Genomic DNA, 16,787 nt, shown 5'->3' on the forward strand with positions numbered 1-16,787 from the left:
TTTATTCCCTATGTAATGCATTATAAAGAAGTGGTAAAAATGTTCCAATATCAGTTACAATACCGACAACTTGAGCACTTCCCCTATCAGATAATTTAGTAACTGTAGATGGATTAATATCCACACAGATACTTTTTACCCTGGAAGGAAGAAGATTACCAGTTGCAATTGAATGAAGCATTGTTGCAATCATAATCACCATATCAACTTCCTGAGCATAATGTCTCATTAACTTTTGTGACTCTGCAGTATCAGTTATAACATCTGGAAGAGGACCATCATCACGAATTGAACCTGCAAGAACATATGGAACATCATTTTTAATACATTCATACATGATCCCACCAGTCAATGTTCCGTCTTCAACTGCATTTTTAATTGAACCGGAATTATTAATTTTGTTAATTGCCCTCATGTGGTGAGTGTGACCATGAGCTACAATTTTACCAGTTTCAACTTCAATACCTAAAGAAGTACCGTATAAGTTAGATTCGATATCATGAGTTGCAAGTGCATTACCTGCCATTATAACATCAATATATCCTTCTTTTACAAGTGCTGCTAAATATTTACCTGAACCTGTATGTACAATAGCAGGTCCTCCTACAATACCTATTTTTCCACCTTTAGCCTTGATTTCTTTCATTTCATCTGCAATACCATTAATCAAGTTCATTAAAGGTTTTTCAGAAGATACTTCACTGTTCATGAATTCAAATACTTGTTGTTCATCTCTTGATCTGTGTGGAGGAGTAACTTTAACCCCATCAAGACCAACGACAATCTTATCTCCTGCCTTAATATCAGCAATAGGTTTTACAAAAGCACGTTTTTCATCTTCATCAACAACAACTGAACAGTCCATTTCAATTTTCTCAACAGGAATCCAATCCCCATCATAGAAAATATGAGTTGCATGATTAGATGATGAATAAAAACCTTCAGGAGCAACTTTATCTTTAATGGATGCAACAAGATTAACTTCTTTAATTTCATCAATTGATGCACCAAGTACAGATAATTCATCTAATATAGATTCCAATAATTCGGGAGAATCTGCTGAGACTTCAATTTTTACATAACTTACATCTGATTTTTTACGTCCAACATCAATTTCCAATATGTCAAATTCTCCGCCCTTATCCATAATTATGCCCATTGTTTTAGTTAAAGTCAATGAATCAATAATATGGCCTGAAAGCTCAATAGTTCTTTTATTCATAACAATATGCTCCATTTTTTTAGTTAATATAATAAATTTAGATTTAGTAATATTTAATGGTATGGTTATGATTTTAAAAAAAAAGAAAAAAGATTAAAGCATGACTTTGAATTTAGTGATAATACTTCCAATAGTCTCTTTTAAAAACGTGTTTGAGATATAAGCTACAATAACTCCTAAAATCACTAAAATAATTAAATGACCACCAATAAAACTCTCATAAAATCTTGCAACAAATATGCCATAAATAAATTCAACTAATGAATTTTCTAAAATACCCAATATCAATCCAACAAATAAACCGAATACCATTGCATTAACTTCATTATCAATAGTTCCTGCAAGAAATCCTACAGTTAAAATAATAGCAATTATAAATGAAAACCATGAAAACCCAATCAATAATCCAATTAAAGATAGAATTACTGATACAATCAAAGCCATTATAGATGGTTTTATAATATTTTCCAAATTAATTTTATTCTCAGAAGAGTTAGAAAGAGATTTATGTTTTGTTTTCACACCAGTACGAATATTAATTCCACATTCTGGGCAAAACTCAACATCATCTCCTATTCCAGTTCCACAATTTGGACATGTTTTTGTTTGAATTATTTTTTTTGGAAAACTTACCTTAGATCCACATGTTGGGCAAAACAAAACATTTTCATGTAAATCTAATCCGCAATTTTCACATTTTATATCAATATCCAACGATGAAATTTGGGTTTCATCAATATTAACAAGATTATTTCCACAATTTGGACAATTTTCCAAATCATCTGAAACATTAATACCACAATTATTGCATTTAACCATAAATCATCATCCAAATAATAAATCTTGTTTAAATTTATCAAATTCATTTTGAGTAATTACACCAGATTCAAGTAATTCTTGGAATTCTTTTAATTGTTGAGTTTTAGAAGGATTTAAAGCTTGATTTTGAACAAAAACAGTTTGTGGTTTATCTTTTAAAGATTCATATAAATCAACTAAGTTTTGACCAAATTCAAAACTAGGAAGTCTAATTTCATAAGAAGTATTATCAACTAATTTTATTAATAATCTATCAAACATATCTGCACTATCATTATTTGCAATCATATCTTTAAATCTTGTTGCTTTAAGAGATTGGATTTTATTTTCAATGTCTTTTCTGATATCATGAGGAGATGTCCAAGCTCTTTTAGTGATATCTTCATATCTACTTTCATCACCTAATCTTTTAGTAATTCTCATTGATACAATTTTATCAAAATAAAAATTATTTATTCCAGCATTAACTTTTTGCCAATCACGGTTATCAATTTCCATAAAAACAAATTTATTTTCTTTAATTAAGAAAAATCCATCAATCATTGTTTCATTACCAATGTAATTATCCGGATTGAAACCTCCAATATATTTATTAATAGTTTTATGTTTACTAGAGGATTTTTCTAACATATTAAAGCGTTTTACACTAGTTAAAAAATAATCTTCCTCTTTAATTCCGAATTCTTCAGCTAGTTTATCATATCTTGCAAGAACTTCATCACGCCTAGCATTCCATTCTTGTTGTTTGAAAGAAACAGAAGCACCATTTTCTAATTTATAACCACATTCACGACAAAATGTTGTATTTCTATCATTTTTAGTTCCACATTTTGGGCAAGCATCTAAAGTTCCATCAAATTTTCCTACTTTTTCACCACAGTTGAAACAGAAATCTGATTCGACTTCTACCCCACAATTTTGACATTTAACCATAATTTAACCCCAATTATTTTGTTCTAACGTTTTTTTAATTTTATTTCCCCAAGCTTTTTCTTCTATGTCTTTAACAGTAGAATCCAAATTATTTGAAACCTCCGAAACAGAACTATTTAAAGCATTAATTTTGTTATTCATAATATCTAATTCTAATTTCATGAATCCTTTCTCAATGTCTTTATATGTTTGAGAATTTTCTTCATTAATATTTTCTACTTCATTTCCCTCATTCAACATGTCCATTAATCTTAAAAAAACATGTTCTGGGTGTTGTTTCTCATATTCTTTTATATCTGCAATGCTGTAAATTTTGTTTAACAACATTTTAATTACATTAATGAAGTCTTCTCTATCCAAGTGATCATTAACATTATTTGGGAGAATATCTGTCTTAAGTAAAAATACAGAGTCAATTTCATCATTATTTTTTAAAACTAATGAATATCCTTTGTGTTCAACATAAACTAAAGCAATTGATTTATTATCATAAATATCAATTTCTACTTTTGAAAATTCTTTTGGGATAGATAGAAAATCTAAATTACGCACCAACATTTTATCACCTATTTAAATCTAAACGAATTTATAAAACCATTTAATTTCAAGGCCAAACTTATTCAATTTTTCATAATATTCCCATAAAGAATAAAATAGATTTTATTGAAAAATTATAACCTTAATATTTTCCATTATTAAATTATATTGAACACATAATATAAACATTGCTATTAGCATGCTAATATCATATAGATATCTATTAGATAGCTAAAATTAAAATTCAAAATATGAATAAAAAAGATGATATGAGCATTATTTCTTTATTAGCACGTTCTAAAAAGAGGTTTAAAGTTCTAAAATCTCTAGAAAAAGAAAATAAAATACCATCAAAAATTAGTAAAGATATTGATGATAACAGCAATCATGTTTCCAAATACTTAAAGACATTAAAAGAAGCGGAATTAGTAGAATGTCTTAATGAAGAAGATAAACGATATAGATTTTACACCATCACCGAGAAAGGTAAATATTACCTTGATAAAATAGAACACGATTATAACGACTAATTTTTAGAATTAGTCAATTAATGTTAAAAAATCATAAATCAGTTTAGCTGCAACCACTGCAGTATTATCTCCCAGCCTATCACTTGCAGTTTCAACGACATCAAAGCCCACCACATTTTTATGTGATAATGTTTTAAGTAATGTTTCCATTTCAGAGATAAACAAACCTCCGGGGGTTGGATTTCCAACACTGGGAGCAATGGCCGGATCAATTACATCCATGTCTATTGAAATATAAATCGGACCATCAATGTTTGTCAAGTAATATTCAATTGCATCCATGTGTTTGTGAACATCCTTGTTTTTAAATGTCTGAATATTATAGGTTGATTTTACAAAGTCCTCTTCATCTTTAGAAGATGATCTGATTCCAATTTGAACTAAGTTAACCCCCAGTTCATGAGCTCTTCTCATGACAGTTGCATGAGAGAATTTCTCACCAATGAAATCAAATGCAAGGTCTCTGTGAGCATCCAAGTGTATTACTGTTAATCTTTCATATTTTTCGGATAGTGCATTAATAGCTCCAATTGATGCCGAATGTTCTCCGCCGATTATTATCGGTTTAATTTTCAAGTCAAATAATTCATTAACTGTATCTTCAATGATTCTACATGTTTCCTCACAGTTTCCAGGAATTACATTAACATCTCCGAAATCATAAAAAACAGCATTTAACTCTTTATTAAAAATAGCATTATATTTTTCAAAACCAAATGAAGCTTCTCTTACAACAATTGGTCCTAATCGTGCACCGGAGTGATAAGAAGTAGTACTGTCAAAGGGAACTCCGATTATCCCAAATGAATTTTCTTTAATATTTCCATTTTCACTAGAAAATGCAAATTTCCACGGTTCATATGTATTTAAAAGCATAACAAATCTTTAAAAGGAAAAATAAATAAGGGAAAAGAATCTAGTTAGATCCTCTTGTCCTCATTATTTTCATATTTCCTAAAGCAACAATGTACTCTACTTCAATACCTTCAACGATAGAATCTTTTAAATCTTCAGGCATTGGTAAATCAATAGTATCATAGTTTTCCATGTCCATTAATTGAACATTAGATCCTTGAATAGAAATAACTTGTCCTAATCTTTTATCGATAATAGGAATATCTACTTTGTTATCTACTGGTTTAACTAAACTTCTTTTTTGGTTATCGAAAACACCAACTGCTTCAATCCTTGCTTTTGCAGCTCCGTGTTTACCAGGAGATGAAGTAGTATAACTGATAATCTTACAAGCTTCTCCACCTAAAACAATATACTTTCCAACTTTTAATGTTTTAATCTCTACAACTTTTGTTGACATATAATTTTTCCTCCATAAATAAAAACCGGTTTTTAATCTATATAATAAGGAATATTATTAGATTAAAATAAACTATCTTTTCCATTTTATATAAACTATTCGCTAAATTAAGCTAATTTATGGATTAAAATTTTTTTTAAAAAAAATTAGATTAATCCCTTATTAAATGAATACAACCATAAAGAAATAGCTGCTAAAATCAAAAGAATAATAACCCAAACAACAAGAAAAATCTTTTTATTATCTCTTGGGCCTTTAATCATATATTCTTCACCCGGAGCATCACTGGAATGAGTCTTGTTATTTTTATATAGTTCATCGTTTCTCAGATAATTGTAGAACATTCTAGCCATATAATAAAAAACTATAACGAAAACAATACCGATATATGGAACAGATCCTCCATTGAAAAATAAAACAACAACTAACGAGACAATCATCATAAGTAGCATGAAAAAACATGCTGACAGAATTATTGATAAAGACTTATTAAAAATCATTAGGTACACCTAAATTTTAATTACCTTTTTATCATTTAAATATTTATTTAATATAACATACAAATTTAAGAATAAGTGATAAAATGAAAATAGCCATTGTATCTGGAAAGGATGAAGGTCCAAGTAAATTAAATGCATTCGACAATGCCCTAACCAATGCAGGAATCGGTGATGTAAACTTAATCAAAGTATCCAGTATGCTTGCAGGCAATGCTGAGATTAATGAGTTGCCAAAACTCAAAGCAGGTGCCATGGTAAACTGTGTATTATCTGAAATAACCTCAGATAACCCTGGTGATAAAATAACTGCCGTTGTTGCAGTAGCCATTGGTGAAGAATTGGGATGCGTTGTGGAAACAACAGGAGTTAACGAAAATCCGAATGACCTTATTGAAAATGCAAAAATGATGGTCAACTACATGATGGAAAAACGGGATGTTGAACTAAAAGATTTAATCATTGAATCATCTACAACAACTGTCCGTGAAATCGCATCAGTCGTTGCATCAGTCGTTTATTTAAAAGATGGAATAATAGAGTGATGAATATGGATGCAAAAGACAAACAGATTGCAACTGATTTAGCATACGAAATTATCCGTGAAGTTTCAAGAGCCATTAGACCGTATGTAGGAAAACCGGAATCCGGAGAAAAAGTTAAAATTGGTGCTGACGGAACACCCACATCATTGATTGACACAATTGCTGAAGATAAAATGATAAATATCTTAAAAAATGCTCCTGTCCTATCTTATATTGTCAGTGAAGAAATCGGAGAGTTGAAACTCGGACGTGGAACTAAAAGAAGTATCAAACTTACTGATGAACTCAGACGTACAGACTTAACAGAAGATGAAACCCCAAAATTTATATTTTTAGTTGATCCAGTTGACGGAACCAACAATGCAATTAAGGAAATTCCTGCTTTCGGAATTTCAATAGCTATTGCTAGTGTTAATCAAGGACGTCTTGCAACTTTAAATGATGTTGAACTTGGTTTCATAAGTAATTTTGCTAATGGTAACTTCTTTGAAGCTGAAAAAGGTAAAGGGGCTTTATTAAATAATGAAAATGTCTCCCCCAGCGACATCATAAACATCAGTAACATGACACTTGGAGGGTTTACCAAAAGTGGCACATCACAAGCATCTAAACTGGTTGATAACGCTCGCCGTATGAGAGTTCTTGGAAGTGTAGTTTTAGAACTGTCATACGTTGCCAGCGGAAGATATGATGCATTTATCGACCTTAGAGGAAGCAGAATAATAGATATTGCAGCATCAAAACTGATTCTTGAAGAAGCAGGATGTATTATTACAAATAAGTACGGTCAAGAACTCAACAACATATTAAGCATCTATGAAAAAACGGTTGTTGTAGCTGCAAACAACAATATACTCCATAAACAGATGATTGATATTTTAAATGACAACCAAACAGATTTCATCGGAAAAGTGGGTATAATGTCTAGGATAGATCAAACAAGAGCAATCCTATTTGCTGCAAAAATCATAGACTACTTATTAACAAATGGCCGTGAAGTTGTAATTGAAGAAAGATTAGCTCACGAATTAAGTAAACTAAAAGAAGATCCTGAAATAGATAAAATAATAAGTGAAATTAAAAAAAATTATCCTGAACTTGCTGATTTCTTTGAAGATCTCAATTTAAAAATCAATTTTAAACAATTATCCAAAAAGGAATCTGACTTTGACTGTGATATGGCTGTGATTCTTGGAGGAGATGGAACACTACTAAGAGCACAGGGAAAATTGAATCCTGAAATCCCCTTATTCGGAATTAACATGGGGACAGTAGGGTTTCTGACTGAAATAGAAACTTCACACACATTTGAAGCATTGAATTCTATTTTAAAAGGGGATTATTATAAAGAAAAAAGAAGCAGGCTTGTGGTTTCCCATGAAAATCACCAGTATAATGTAATGAATGAAGTAGTCATAATGACAAATAAACCTGCAAAGATGATGCATTTCGAAATAAAGGTTGATGGAGAAATAATTGAAGAGGTAAGAGCTGATGGACTGATTATTTCAACACCAAGCGGATCAACAGCTTATGCAATGTCTGCAGGAGGACCAATCGTTGATCCTAAAGTTGCAGGATTCATAATCATCCCAATTTGCCCTTATAAACTTGGAGCAAGACCTTTCGTAGTATCAGACAGCAGTGAAATTACCGTAAAATTACTTAAAAAAGGTAAAACTGCAGTATTTGTTATTGATGGTCAAATCAATGAAGAAGCAGATTATGAAGAGGAAATAAAATTTAAAAAATCAGATAAAAATGCTTACTTCATCCGTACTTCAACTAAATATTTCTATGAAAAGGTTAAGGACAAATTAAGTGAAGGAGGAATCCCCAAAAATTCAAGGTGCAAATAATGAATTATCTTGTTATTGATATGACCCATGGTGGAGTCAAAATTGCAATTACCCTTGCAAAAGAAGGAAAAAATGTGCTTGCATATGACATTTACAACACATTAAACGACATTGATGCTAAAATGCTGAGTATCTACAATGTGGATTTAATACAGTTAAGTGATCTTGCGGGATTCCTGGGAGATATGAATATAATCTACCCTATCCATATGCCACTAAGCTTTAAAGACATCACCATGCACAATCCTGATTTGAATTATACTTTTCAAACACACCATGAAATTATCTGTGAGCTTTTAAGAGATTGGGGAAATGATATTCCAAAAATCGAAGTAACAGGAGTTAAAGGTAAGACATCTACCGTTTTCATGCTTAAAGAGATTCTGGCCGATAAAAATCCTTTAATTTTATCAAGTCTTGGAGCTATGCTTTTTGAAGATGGAAAAAAAATTCTCCTAAAAAGTAATATTTCAATAGCTCCTGCAAATATTAAAGAGACAATTGATCTTGCATATAAAATAGCTAATCCTATTTGTAAAATTGCTGACGGCATTGTTGAAAGTAAAAATCTGAGGAAATATGATTCTGCTATTTTCGAATCATCACTTGGAGTAAGTGGCATCGGAGACGTTGGAGTATTACTGAATATTGCTGAGGACTATCCGATTGCAAAAACAAAAAGCAGTGCAAGTAAAGCCAAAAAGCAAGTATTCAGATGCAATACAGTGGTCTGTCAAAAAGAGGCATATGACACTTATTACTATGATGTTACACACGATAAAGTCAACACATTTTCCTTAACTGATGAAAATTCAAATTTATATTTAACTGATGTCACATACACATTAGATAAAACTAAAATTGACATCATTTATAATAATGTTAAAACTGTAAATGATAATGTGATTTCAGGCAAACTTTCCTTGAATGCTTTTGCACCAGGAAAACATAATGTAAGCAATTTTTTAGGAGCAATACTGACTGCATTAAGCTTGGAGATTCCAGAAGATTATATTATTAATAGAATTCAAAACTACAAAGGAATTCCCGGACGGACAAATAAAAGACAAATCGGACATATTACATTAATTGAAGAAATCAATCCCGGAATCAATACCAAAGCAATTGAAGAATCAATAAACATGATAAGTGATTTTGATGATTATCTGATTGCCATTGGGGGAGATTATGGAATAACCTGTGAGGAAATTAACGAGAAAAAGGTTAGTGAATTTCTTAACAATCTGAATTGTGATATTATTTTAACTGGAGATGTGGGAGGTTCAATTTATAAAAAAATGTCTAAGAAATGCAAATTAATTAAAGATTACCATGAAATTTATAATATTGCATTAAAAAGTAATAAAAATCTTCTTTTTATTTATCGTTCAGATTATAGAAAATTAAAACAAAGATGAATTTAACCTTAATCAGATATTTGTATAAACATTTAATAATTATTACATTCAAAAATTAACAATGTAATAACATAAAATTATACAATTAATTTTAAAAATTTGGAGATAATAAATGATTGTTGGAACAAGAGGAAGTCAATTAGCGTTAGCTCAAACTAAACAAGTATGTGCTTGGTTAGAGAAAATAACTGGTGAAGCAATTGATTTAGAAATTATTAAGACCAAAGGAGACAAAATTACCACTTCCCAATTATATAATATGGACTCAAAAGGTTTATTTACAAAAGAACTTGATATTGCTCTTTTAGAAGAAGAAGTGGATTTTACCGTTCACAGTTTTAAAGATTTACCAACTGAACTAAATGAAGATTTAGAAATTGTTGCAGTTCCCAAACGTGAATCTCCAAATGAAGTACTCATCTCTTCAAAAACTTGGGCAGAACTAGGGCCAGGATCTAAACTTGGAACAAGTAGTCTCAGAAGAGAAGCATTCTGTAATCATTATGAAAAAGAATTTGAACTTGAACCTATCAGAGGAAATATTGAGACTAGAATCAGCAAAGCACTCAATAGTAATTTAGATGCAACAATAATGGCCGAAGCAGGTCTTAAGAGATTAAATCTTACAAAATACATTAAAGAAGTATTTCCAATTGATTATATTACTCCTCCTGCAGGTCAGGGAGCACTTGCAATCATAACTAGAAAAGACTTTGATAAAAAAGGAATTATTCAAAAGATAAACGATTATATTTCAATGCAGGAAGTACTTGCTGAAAAAATGATTTTAGAAGAACTTGGTGTTGGCTGTCAATGGCCTATTGGAGCTATTGCTCATGTAAATAATAAAGAATTTAAACTGTATTCAATTTTATTAACCAAAGAAGGAGAAATCCTCGAAGAGGAAACAAAGAAAGGTTCCATTAGAGATGCTATTGAACTTGGCAGACGCATCGGTGAACATTTCCAAAATTATGTTTAAACGGAGGAATTAATTTGAGAACTGTTAACGTAGGAGTTATTGGTGTAGGTGCAATGGGTGAAAACCACGTTCGCGTTTACCACAAAATGGAAGAAGCAAATTTAATCGCTGTAAGTGATGTAAGTGAAAAAGCACTTAAAAAAATTGAAAAAAAATATGGGGCTAAAGGATACACTGAATATTCCGAATTACTTGAAAATCCAGAAATCGAAGCAGTAAGTGTATGTGTTCCAACTACATTCCACCATGCTACTGTAATGGAAGCGATAAAACATGGGAAACATGTTTTAGTTGAAAAGCCAATTGCATTTACATTAGAAGAAGCTGAAGAAATGATTGCAGCTGCTAAAGAAGCAGGAGTATTACTTGCAACAGGACATGTTGAAAGATTCAATCCAGCAGTTCAAAAAGCTAAAGAACTTATTGATGATGGAGTAATTGGAGATATTGTAACTGGATTTGCAAAAAGAGTAGGTCCTCTACCACCAAGAATTAAGGATGTTGGTGTGTCAATTGATTTAGCTATCCATGATTTGGACATTTTAAGTTATTTATTTGAAGAGGAAGTCACACAAGTTTACGGCACTATGAACAGTATTTTAGACGACTGTGATTTTGAAGATCATGCTGAAATTATGGTCAGTTTCGATAATGAGGCAACCGGAATAATTGAAGTAAACTGGTTAACCCCATACAAACGCAGAGAACTAGAACTTACAGGTACTGCAGGAATCATATCTGTAGACTATATCCAACAAAGTATCGAAGTTTTCGGTAAATTTGCCCAAGACATAGAAATCAAACATGCAGAACCTCTAAAAGGTGAATTAGCATCTTTCTTAAATGCTGTAGCAACAGGTGCTGAACCAGAAATTACTGGTGAAGACGGATTAAACGCTCTTAAAATGGTTATTGCAGCAAATAGATCCTCTAAAGAACACAAACCAATTAGTTTTGATGAATTATAATCAGGTGATACTGTGAAAAGAAAATTAATTGCAAAAGCACAAGAATTAAGACAACACGGTTTTACAACCGGTGAAATCGCTGACGAACTTAATGTAAGTATGGATACTGCTAGATGGTTAACTCTTCAAAAGGCAGAAGAGAAAACTGAAGCGCCAGTAGACTTTGCTATTAATTGGAAAAGTATAGGGGGAAATTCAACTCGTTTAAGTTATGTTTCAGGCGCATTAAGTGATATGGCATTATCTCATGGTGAAGCAGATACTGTTGTAGGTATTGCAGTAAGTGGAGTACCATTTGCAACCGTAATGGCTGATTTAATTGAAGACATGTCCGGAGTTGACACTTCAATAGCTATTTTCCACCCAAACAAACATAGGAAAAATATAGACTCAACTGATGATGAAGGTGCAATAAGTACTAACTTTGGAACTGTTGAAGGTAAAAATGTTGTTATTGTAGACGACGTTATTACCAGTGGAAAAACAGTAAAAGAAGCAATTCATACAGTAAAAGATTTAGGTGGAGAGCCAACTTGTGTTACTGTGCTTATTGATAAAGCAGGACTCTCTGAAATTGAAGGCATACCTGTTGAATCTTTAATTAAAATTAGTAGATTATAAATCTACTCTTTTTCTTATTTTAAAAAAAGCTTAAAGTTAAATAAGAACACAATATCATTTCTTATTAAAAAACCAATAGCTTTTCATAGATATAGTTTTTTAGATTTAAAAACAAACTATACGAGAAGTATGAAATTATATTTCCATAGATTTTGGTTGAAACAAGCATATATAATTTACCTCATGATGTTCAAAATCATATTTTATTAATATTTTAACTTTAAAAATCATACTTCTATGTGTTATATCAAAGACATTTCTTATACTATTGATACAATGAATTTACATCATCAATCAGTGGTATTTTATGAACTTCTGATTCATCTCTCTTTTCAGCAGATACTCCTCCAATAACCCCAACACTTTGAATATTGTTTTTCAATACTGCTGTGGAAATAATCCCTAATCCTTTTGAAGATAAGACAAATAAATCTAAAAATGTGTCATCTTCCCCTACTATGAATGCTGGCTCGATGGTTTCAGCAGATTGAGTCTGGACTTTAATAAGAATATGCTTTGCATCATTTTCCTCTTCAATTCCCATCTCTCTTCGAATATTTTCATCTAATATTTTAACTTTTTCACTCCAGTTAATTGAGTAATCATTCATATTATCACCTACTATTTTTTAAAAACCATTTTATGAGAAATTCTATAATCTACATACAATGATGACTAGTTTTTTAATAATATTTTATATATAATATATAAATAATTTTAATATAAAATATATCAAATAAATGATGTAACAATTAATATATATGATTTGACATATGAAGTTTTTGCATATTATAAAAAAAGAAAAAACAGAAATATGATAAATCACAAAAATTTTAAAAAAAAGAGATTGAATAAAATATTTAAAAATACAATTCAGATGGTTTACCAATGTATTCAAAGTCATCCTTATTTTCTAGGTATTTAACTCCAATGACTTTTTTATCAGGAAGTAAACTGACAACACTCATTCCATCATTAACATCAATGATAATGACTTTAGTATCTTTTTCGCATTCCACCTTAATTTTAATTATTTCATCATTTCTAACAAGTTCAGCATCTTCAAATTCATTACTTACCTCAGTTGAATACCAGTGCTGAGGCAATTTAACCCTAATATCTAAATCATCTAAAACATCTTTAACATGCATTTTAAATCCATCTCCAAGCTTTAATTTATAGAAAATTATATATAAATATAATGTAACTAATTAATGGTTAAAAGTAGATAAAGTAAATAATCTTCATACTAAAAAGTGAATTTTATTTTTATCTGTGTCTTTTAAAGTATGATGCTCTGGAATATTATCTGAGTGTCCAATAGCTAGAATTCCTGCAATCCTATAATGAGAATCTACTTTTAGGATTTCTCTTACAACTTCCTCAGCAGGAGTTTTATCCTTAAATCTTAAATGAACTTGAACCCAACAACTTCCAAGGTTGAGTTCAGTTGCCATTAAATGCATATATATTAAAGCAATTGATGAATCCTCACACCATGTATCTGCAAGCATTGTATCAGCTAAAACAACAATAGCTTTATCCGCTTTTCCAATAAGTTCTGCCCCATGATCTTTACACTGTGAAAGTTGCATTAAAATTTCCCTACGTTCAACAACCATGAAATTACATGGCTTTCTATTCATGCTTGTTGGAGCTAGAAGTGCTGCTTGTAAAATTTTATCAAGTTCATCTTTAGTAACTGGTTCATCTGTAAATGTTCTTGTACTTCTTCTTTTAAGCATTGTATCCATTAATGTCATGGTTAAAAATTAGTTTTTAAGATATAAAAATATTAATTAATAAATTTAAATGAATAAATTAATCAAAAAATTAGTTAAAATCCAAACTTGAAATAACCAATCTAAATCCTATCAAAAAACTTAATAAAAATATCATACAAATATTATTATATTAGGTGAATTTTAATGGATTTATTAGTAGCAAAATTTGGTGGTACTTCTGTTGGAAACGGTGAAAGAATTAAAAAAGCCGCTGAATCAATAGCAAAAGAATATAAAAAAGGTAATCAGATTGTAGTTGTAGTATCAGCGGTTAATAAAACAACTGATGATTTAATAAAACTTACAGAAGATGCAATTACACACCACCTCACAGAAAAACAACATGCAGAAATTGTTGGCATGGGTGAGAGAATCAGTGTTAGATTATTTTCAGCTACTCTTGAATCCTTAGGAGTCAAATCCATATTTATTGATCCTTATTCAGATTTATGGCCAATCATTACTGATTCAAATTATATGGACGCTAAAATTGACTTTGATAAAACAAAAGAAAAAACTAGTAAACTAAAAAGTTTATTGGATGATGGATTTGTTCCAGTTATTTGTGGATTTTTAGGCAAATACAAAAACCAAATTACAACTTTAGGCCGTGGTGGAAGTGACATTACTGCATTTTTAATTGGAGAGTGCTTAAACGCCACAGAAGTAATTATTGTAACTGATGTTGATGGTGTCTTATCAACCGATCCTCGAAAAATCAGTGATGCAAAACTTTTAGAAAGTATTACTGTTGATGAGATGAGAACACTTGCAACACATGGTGCTCAGGTTCTCCATCCTAATGCACTTGATTATAAATATCCAAATATTATTGCTAAAATTATAAATTACAATAAAGGTGATTTAACAGCAAAAGGAACTTATATTACTGGTCCTAAGGATTATAAACCAATTGATTTGTATGAAAATCCTGTTGCATCAATAACTATTGTTGGAAAAAGCTTATTGAACAAAGTTGGAATCGTGTCTGCACTCTCAAACATTCTTTTAGAAAATGGGATTAATCTTTTTAAAATGAATCCTCATCACAATTCAATTACTGTTTTCATTGATAGTAAAGATGCTAACAAAGCCTACAAACTTTATCATGACCATGTTATTAAAAATGATAGTTTAAGCTCTATTTCACGTGATAAAGACACAGCAATGTTTAGTATTACTGCTCCCGAAATTACTGAAGTTTCACTAGCCAATATGCTAAGCGAAAACAACATAAATGCTGTTTTGATAAATTACACTAAAACAGAAATTTTATTGTTTGTAGAATGGGAATTCAAATATGAAGTTTCCAAATTACTCAACAATTATAATAATTAATAGATTAAGCGATGCATTATATTATATTTTTAATCTACACCCAATATTATTCTTTTTTTAAATAAATAAAATTAAATAACTAAAGTTAACCTACTTTTAATTACCTATAAAATCAATTAAAACAATAAAAAAACAATACATAATATTCAAACTGTTGCTATTAACAACAGTTTAAATATTTTATAAAAAAAAATTCGAAGTGCGGCAGGCAACTTCGAATGGCATATTCACGACTTGTTATTAACCACTTATAATTATTAATTTTATACAATATAAATTAAATGGTTTTATTCTCATTTCATTAAACATGAATAATAAATATAAAGAGAATTAAACTCTTTACTTATCAACTTCTAGTTTAAAGCCAGTACCTACAAACTGAGCAACATCACGACCAACATCATCTGAAATATTTACAATAACAATTGAAGAGGTCCTTCCACTTTTACGACAAATTGCCTCAGCTATTAATTTATCCCCTTTTGGAGCAGACAAATAATTAATGCTTACCTGCTGAGCAACAGTCAATTGATGAATTTGATTAGATAAAACTGCAAAAGCAAAATCAGCCAATGTGAAAATCACACCACCCATAACTCCACCATAAGCATTCCTATGATCATCATTTAACATTAAAGAGCAAACTGCCTTATCATCAGTCAATTCATCTAATGTAACTCCAGTATTTACTGCAAACTTATCATTATAAAAAAATTCCCTTGCTTCTTCTATTGAATTAAAATTACTCATATTATCCCCCAATTAATTCAAACCTTAATAATCTTAGCACCACCAAATCAATAAGCACAAAATAAAATAACGACAATACCTAAAATTATTAAGTTAATTTTTTCAGTTTAAACTTTCAATAAAATTTCTATTAAAAAAGTTATATATATCTTCTTTCAAAAAGAAATATTATGCCAAAGTTAACATTTAAAATAGCTGAAAGAAAAGATTCTGAATTAATTTTAGAATACATCAAAAAACTTGCAGATTATGAAAAAAGATCAGATGAAGTTATTGCAACTACCAAATCAATTGAAAAATGGATATTTGATGAAAAACAAGCAGAAGTCCTATTTGCTCTTGAAGATGAACAAGTTGTTGGATTTGCATTATATTTCTTAAGCTTTTCAACATATATCGGTAATGTAAATATGCATCTAGAAGACTTATTTATCGATCCAGAATACCGTGGAAAAGGATACGGTAAAGCACTACTTAAAGAACTTGGAAAAATCGTGATAAATAGAAATTACGGTAGATTTGAATGGACTTGCCTTTCATGGAACAAACCAAGCATTGATTTTTATCTATCCATAGGAGCTGAAGAGAAAGATTGGAATGTATTCCATTTTACAGGAGATGCTCTAAAAGAGTTTGTAAATAAATAAATATTATTTTTTAAAATAAAAA

20 protein-coding genes are annotated in these 16,787 nt (G+C 30.2%); 9 read left to right on the plus strand and 11 right to left on the minus strand.

What is annotated here, in order from left to right:
* Position 1 precedes the first annotated feature (1 nt).
* From ACI389_RS00610 to ACI389_RS00625, 4 genes are all read right to left on the minus strand, one after another.
* A complete protein-coding gene (locus tag ACI389_RS00610; protein ID WP_439779626.1) occupies positions 2-1,222 on the minus strand; it encodes an ornithine cyclodeaminase in 1,221 nt (406 codons plus the stop codon).
* A gap of 93 nt (positions 1,223-1,315) precedes the next feature.
* A complete protein-coding gene (locus ACI389_RS00615) occupies positions 1,316-2,041 on the minus strand; it encodes a zinc ribbon domain-containing protein (RefSeq protein ID WP_439779627.1) in 726 nt (241 codons plus the stop codon).
* A gap of 6 nt (positions 2,042-2,047) precedes the next feature.
* Positions 2,048-2,974: a double zinc ribbon domain-containing protein gene (locus ACI389_RS00620; protein ID WP_439779628.1), complete on the minus strand. Its 927-nt coding sequence runs from the start codon at positions 2,972-2,974 to the stop codon at positions 2,048-2,050.
* A 3-nt stretch (positions 2,975-2,977) separates the two neighbouring features.
* A complete protein-coding gene (locus tag ACI389_RS00625; protein ID WP_439779629.1) occupies positions 2,978-3,532 on the minus strand; it encodes a hypothetical protein in 555 nt (184 codons plus the stop codon).
* Positions 3,533-3,762: 230 nt separating this feature from the next.
* On the opposite strand from ACI389_RS00625, the gene ACI389_RS00630 reads away from it, so the two are divergent.
* Positions 3,763-4,041 (plus strand): winged helix DNA-binding protein, encoded by a 279-nt coding sequence (locus tag ACI389_RS00630; protein ID WP_439779630.1) that lies wholly within the window; start codon positions 3,763-3,765, stop codon positions 4,039-4,041.
* Between the two features lie 9 nt (positions 4,042-4,050).
* Here ACI389_RS00630 and speB read toward each other — a convergent pair whose 3' ends face one another.
* The 3 genes from speB to ACI389_RS00645 all read right to left on the minus strand — a co-directional run bounded on the left by speB (position 4,051) and on the right by ACI389_RS00645 (position 5,856).
* Positions 4,051-4,917: an agmatinase gene (gene speB, locus ACI389_RS00635; RefSeq protein ID WP_439779631.1), complete on the minus strand. Its 867-nt coding sequence runs from the start codon at positions 4,915-4,917 to the stop codon at positions 4,051-4,053.
* Positions 4,918-4,957: 40 nt separating this feature from the next.
* Positions 4,958-5,356 (minus strand): translation initiation factor IF-5A, encoded by a 399-nt coding sequence (locus ACI389_RS00640; RefSeq protein ID WP_439779632.1) that lies wholly within the window; start codon positions 5,354-5,356, stop codon positions 4,958-4,960.
* A gap of 146 nt (positions 5,357-5,502) precedes the next feature.
* Complete coding sequence (locus ACI389_RS00645) at positions 5,503-5,856, minus strand: hypothetical protein (RefSeq protein ID WP_439779633.1); 354 nt, start codon at positions 5,854-5,856, stop codon at positions 5,503-5,505.
* Between the two features lie 83 nt (positions 5,857-5,939).
* Here ACI389_RS00645 and ACI389_RS00650 point away from each other — a divergent pair, with 83 nt between their 5' ends.
* The 6 genes from ACI389_RS00650 to ACI389_RS00675 all read left to right on the plus strand — a co-directional run bounded on the left by ACI389_RS00650 (position 5,940) and on the right by ACI389_RS00675 (position 12,246).
* Positions 5,940-6,398 (plus strand): pyruvoyl-dependent arginine decarboxylase, encoded by a 459-nt coding sequence (locus ACI389_RS00650; protein WP_439779634.1) that lies wholly within the window; start codon positions 5,940-5,942, stop codon positions 6,396-6,398.
* A gap of 5 nt (positions 6,399-6,403) precedes the next feature.
* Positions 6,404-8,257: a bifunctional NADP phosphatase/NAD kinase gene (locus tag ACI389_RS00655; protein ID WP_439779635.1), complete on the plus strand. Its 1,854-nt coding sequence runs from the start codon at positions 6,404-6,406 to the stop codon at positions 8,255-8,257.
* Positions 8,257-9,675 carry a coenzyme F430 synthase gene (gene cfbE / locus ACI389_RS00660; protein WP_439779636.1) on the plus strand — a complete coding sequence of 473 codons (1,419 nt, stop codon included), beginning with the start codon at positions 8,257-8,259 and terminating at the stop codon, positions 9,673-9,675. Before ACI389_RS00655 ends, cfbE begins: the two co-directional genes overlap by 1 nt.
* A gap of 112 nt (positions 9,676-9,787) precedes the next feature.
* A complete protein-coding gene (gene hemC, locus ACI389_RS00665) occupies positions 9,788-10,657 on the plus strand; it encodes a hydroxymethylbilane synthase (protein WP_439779637.1) in 870 nt (289 codons plus the stop codon).
* Between the two features lie 14 nt (positions 10,658-10,671).
* Positions 10,672-11,625 carry a Gfo/Idh/MocA family oxidoreductase gene (locus ACI389_RS00670; protein ID WP_439779638.1) on the plus strand — a complete coding sequence of 318 codons (954 nt, stop codon included), beginning with the start codon at positions 10,672-10,674 and terminating at the stop codon, positions 11,623-11,625.
* 12 nt (positions 11,626-11,637) lie between these two features.
* A complete protein-coding gene (locus tag ACI389_RS00675) occupies positions 11,638-12,246 on the plus strand; it encodes an orotate phosphoribosyltransferase-like protein (RefSeq protein WP_439779639.1) in 609 nt (202 codons plus the stop codon).
* A 265-nt stretch (positions 12,247-12,511) separates the two neighbouring features.
* Here the strand turns inward: ACI389_RS00675 and ACI389_RS00680 are convergent, their stop codons facing one another.
* The 3 genes from ACI389_RS00680 to ACI389_RS00690 form a co-directional block, all read right to left on the minus strand.
* A complete protein-coding gene (locus ACI389_RS00680; protein ID WP_439779640.1) occupies positions 12,512-12,856 on the minus strand; it encodes a hypothetical protein in 345 nt (114 codons plus the stop codon).
* Positions 12,857-13,106: 250 nt separating this feature from the next.
* Positions 13,107-13,397 (minus strand): hypothetical protein, encoded by a 291-nt coding sequence (locus ACI389_RS00685; RefSeq protein ID WP_439779641.1) that lies wholly within the window; start codon positions 13,395-13,397, stop codon positions 13,107-13,109.
* Between the two features lie 93 nt (positions 13,398-13,490).
* Entirely contained in the window at positions 13,491-14,009 is a 519-nt protein-coding gene (locus tag ACI389_RS00690; RefSeq protein ID WP_439779642.1) for a nitroreductase family protein, read from the minus strand.
* Between the two features lie 165 nt (positions 14,010-14,174).
* Between ACI389_RS00690 and ACI389_RS00695 the strand changes: the two genes are divergently transcribed.
* Positions 14,175-15,368, plus strand: a complete 1,194-nt coding sequence (locus ACI389_RS00695) for an aspartate kinase (protein WP_439779643.1) — start codon at positions 14,175-14,177, stop codon at positions 15,366-15,368.
* Between the two features lie 339 nt (positions 15,369-15,707).
* Here the strand turns inward: ACI389_RS00695 and ACI389_RS00700 are convergent, their stop codons facing one another.
* Positions 15,708-16,118, minus strand: coding sequence for a PaaI family thioesterase (locus tag ACI389_RS00700; protein ID WP_439779644.1), 411 nt, complete (start codon positions 16,116-16,118; stop codon positions 15,708-15,710).
* A gap of 170 nt (positions 16,119-16,288) precedes the next feature.
* Here ACI389_RS00700 and ACI389_RS00705 point away from each other — a divergent pair, with 170 nt between their 5' ends.
* Positions 16,289-16,765, plus strand: coding sequence for a GNAT family N-acetyltransferase (locus tag ACI389_RS00705; protein ID WP_439779645.1), 477 nt, complete (start codon positions 16,289-16,291; stop codon positions 16,763-16,765).
* The last annotated feature ends 22 nt before the right edge of the window (positions 16,766-16,787 follow it).

Origin of the sequence: Methanobrevibacter sp. (assembly GCF_051877095.1) — an archaeon.
Taxonomy (GTDB): Archaea; Methanobacteriota; Methanobacteria; order Methanobacteriales; family Methanobacteriaceae; genus Methanocatella.

Coding starts and splice junctions, on each gene's coding strand:
- ACI389_RS00610 (WP_439779626.1), bottom strand. CDS start 1,222: ATGAATAAAAGAACTATTGAGCTTTCAGGCCATATTATTGATTCATTG.
- ACI389_RS00615 (WP_439779627.1), bottom strand. CDS start 2,041: ATGGTTAAATGCAATAATTGTGGTATTAATGTTTCAGATGATTTGGAA.
- ACI389_RS00620 (WP_439779628.1), bottom strand. CDS start 2,974: ATGGTTAAATGTCAAAATTGTGGGGTAGAAGTCGAATCAGATTTCTGT.
- ACI389_RS00625 (WP_439779629.1), bottom strand. CDS start 3,532: ATGTTGGTGCGTAATTTAGATTTTCTATCTATCCCAAAAGAATTTTCA.
- ACI389_RS00630 (WP_439779630.1), top strand. CDS start 3,763: ATGAATAAAAAAGATGATATGAGCATTATTTCTTTATTAGCACGTTCT.
- speB (WP_439779631.1), bottom strand. CDS start 4,917: ATGCTTTTAAATACATATGAACCGTGGAAATTTGCATTTTCTAGTGAA.
- ACI389_RS00640 (WP_439779632.1), bottom strand. CDS start 5,356: ATGTCAACAAAAGTTGTAGAGATTAAAACATTAAAAGTTGGAAAGTAT.
- ACI389_RS00645 (WP_439779633.1), bottom strand. CDS start 5,856: ATGATTTTTAATAAGTCTTTATCAATAATTCTGTCAGCATGTTTTTTC.
- ACI389_RS00650 (WP_439779634.1), top strand. CDS start 5,940: ATGAAAATAGCCATTGTATCTGGAAAGGATGAAGGTCCAAGTAAATTA.
- ACI389_RS00655 (WP_439779635.1), top strand. CDS start 6,404: ATGGATGCAAAAGACAAACAGATTGCAACTGATTTAGCATACGAAATT.
- cfbE (WP_439779636.1), top strand. CDS start 8,257: ATGAATTATCTTGTTATTGATATGACCCATGGTGGAGTCAAAATTGCA.
- hemC (WP_439779637.1), top strand. CDS start 9,788: ATGATTGTTGGAACAAGAGGAAGTCAATTAGCGTTAGCTCAAACTAAA.
- ACI389_RS00680 (WP_439779640.1), bottom strand. CDS start 12,856: ATGAATGATTACTCAATTAACTGGAGTGAAAAAGTTAAAATATTAGAT.
- ACI389_RS00685 (WP_439779641.1), bottom strand. CDS start 13,397: ATGCATGTTAAAGATGTTTTAGATGATTTAGATATTAGGGTTAAATTG.
- ACI389_RS00690 (WP_439779642.1), bottom strand. CDS start 14,009: ATGACATTAATGGATACAATGCTTAAAAGAAGAAGTACAAGAACATTT.
- ACI389_RS00695 (WP_439779643.1), top strand. CDS start 14,175: ATGGATTTATTAGTAGCAAAATTTGGTGGTACTTCTGTTGGAAACGGT.
- ACI389_RS00700 (WP_439779644.1), bottom strand. CDS start 16,118: ATGAGTAATTTTAATTCAATAGAAGAAGCAAGGGAATTTTTTTATAAT.
- ACI389_RS00705 (WP_439779645.1), top strand. CDS start 16,289: ATGCCAAAGTTAACATTTAAAATAGCTGAAAGAAAAGATTCTGAATTA.